Source organism: Pedobacter sp. GW456-11-11-14-TSB4 (assembly GCF_059424425.1).
Genome location: NZ_JBWKZK010000012.1, coordinates 1 through 1,911, shown reverse-complemented (window position 1 = coordinate 1,911; position 1,911 = coordinate 1). Strand labels below are relative to the sequence as shown.

General features: G+C 43.6%; 1 protein-coding gene. It reads left to right on the top strand.

What is annotated here, in order from left to right:
* Positions 1-541 precede the first annotated feature (541 nt).
* Positions 542-1,816, top strand: a complete 1,275-nt coding sequence (ltrA, locus tag AC07XU_RS18315; RefSeq protein WP_494945081.1) for a group II intron reverse transcriptase/maturase — start codon at positions 542-544, stop codon at positions 1,814-1,816.
* Positions 1,817-1,911 lie beyond the last annotated feature (95 nt).

Here is a 1,911-nt window from a genome sequence, read left to right as displayed (position 1 = left end):
GAGTGTGCCCTGAACTAATTACTGGCTGAATACAGTGATTAGATGCTTTGTGAATGATGAGGGTGGGCCCCTCGAAACCGCCTTGCAGGAGGAGGTTTCAAACCACCGTATGCGGCTTTGGTAAAGAGCCAAGGTCGTGAGCGATACGGAAAAGGCAGTTGAAACTGTCAGGTAACTATATAAGAGTTGAATTGAATGAACCATCAGCGAAGTGTCGAAAGAGCAAAGATGATGTCAGAACCGGGGTTTTCGAGTTGCCCCGGGATAAATCTAAGAGCAACCTGTTTACTGCTTAGATGGCATCCGGCATAGAGGTGGCAAGACTTATATAGAGGCGTTTACAAGGAACAGGGGAACCTGTCGCCTAGATGCTAAGAGAGAAATTCAAGTAGTGTAACCTATGAGAATGAGAGTATCGATGCTAGGCACAGGGGCGGACTGACCCGTAGTAGTGTTGAAGCCTTTGTAATGAAGGTGGAGCGAAGGGGTCAGCTTATTCAGCGAATTAATTTAAACAACTAATTAGAATTAGGAGGATTTAATGAAAAACGCAAAGTCATTTGAAATTTCCAAACTACTTGTTATGGAAGCGTTCAAGAGGGTAAAAGCAAATCAGGGAGCTGCAGGGATTGATGAAGTATCGATTTTGGACTTTGAGCAAGACCTCAGGGGAAATCTTTACAAGATTTGGAACCGAATGAGTTCTGGTTGCTATTTGCCACCGCCCGTTAAGTTGGTAGAGATACCAAAGTCTAACGGAGGGAAAAGACCACTTGGAATACCGACTGTAGGTGACAGGGTAGCGCAAATGGTAGTGGTTCTTTTGTTAGAACCGAAGATTGAACCTAGTTTTCACAAGGACTCGTATGGTTTTAGACCGAACAAGTCAGCCCATCAAGCGGTAGAAGCAGCACGCAAGCGTTGCACTCGCTACAATTGGGTTGTTGATTTAGACATCAGCAAGTACTTCGACACTATTGACCACGAACTTCTACTGAAAGCATTGCAGAAGCACAACGACTGCAAATGGATTGAGCTTTATATCAAGCGTTGGCTTAAAGTACCCTACATCAAGAATGATGGTACGGAGTTAAAAAGAGGTATGGGAGTTCCGCAGGGTTCAGTAATTGGGCCATTGCTCAGCAACCTATTTCTTCATTATGCATTCGACACTTGGATGGACAGGGAACATCCCGAAATCCCATTTGAAAGATATGCTGATGATTGTATCTGCCATTGCAAGACAATTATGCAGGCAGAGAGACTTAACGAAGCCATCAGGAAACGGTTTGCTGAATGCAAGTTGGAACTCAATGTCGAGAAAACGAAGATTGCTTATTGCAAGGACACGGTAAGGACGGGGAAACTCCATAAGATTATCCAGTTTGATTTTCTTGGGTTTACATTCAGACCTCGTTCTGTCCAAAGCAACGGTCTTTACTTTACAGGATTTAACCCAGCGGTTAGCAATGCATCAAAATTAAAGATTGGTGACAGAATTAGAAGCTGGGATCCTCGAAACTGGTTTACGATGACCATAGAAGAAATTGCCAGAATGATGAACCCTGTAATTCAGGGGTGGATTAACTACTACGGTAAATTCTATGCTTATGAGCTACGCAAACTGTTGAAAAGGATAAACCTAAAGCTCGTACAATGGGTTCGCAAGAAGTTCAAAAAGTTTAGGCACCACAAGACAAGAGCCTTTGATAGGCTATGCCTTATTGCACAAAATAGTCCTGGACTGTTTGCGCACTGGAACTGGGGTGTCCAACCTACATCAAGTAAGATTAGTAATAAATCTAAACTGCTATGATGTTAAGACTGAATAAGAAGAGCCGTATGAAGCGAGAGTTTCACGTACGGTTCTGTGAGGGGTTTGGGGTGAAATTCCGCCTTACCCACTCGACT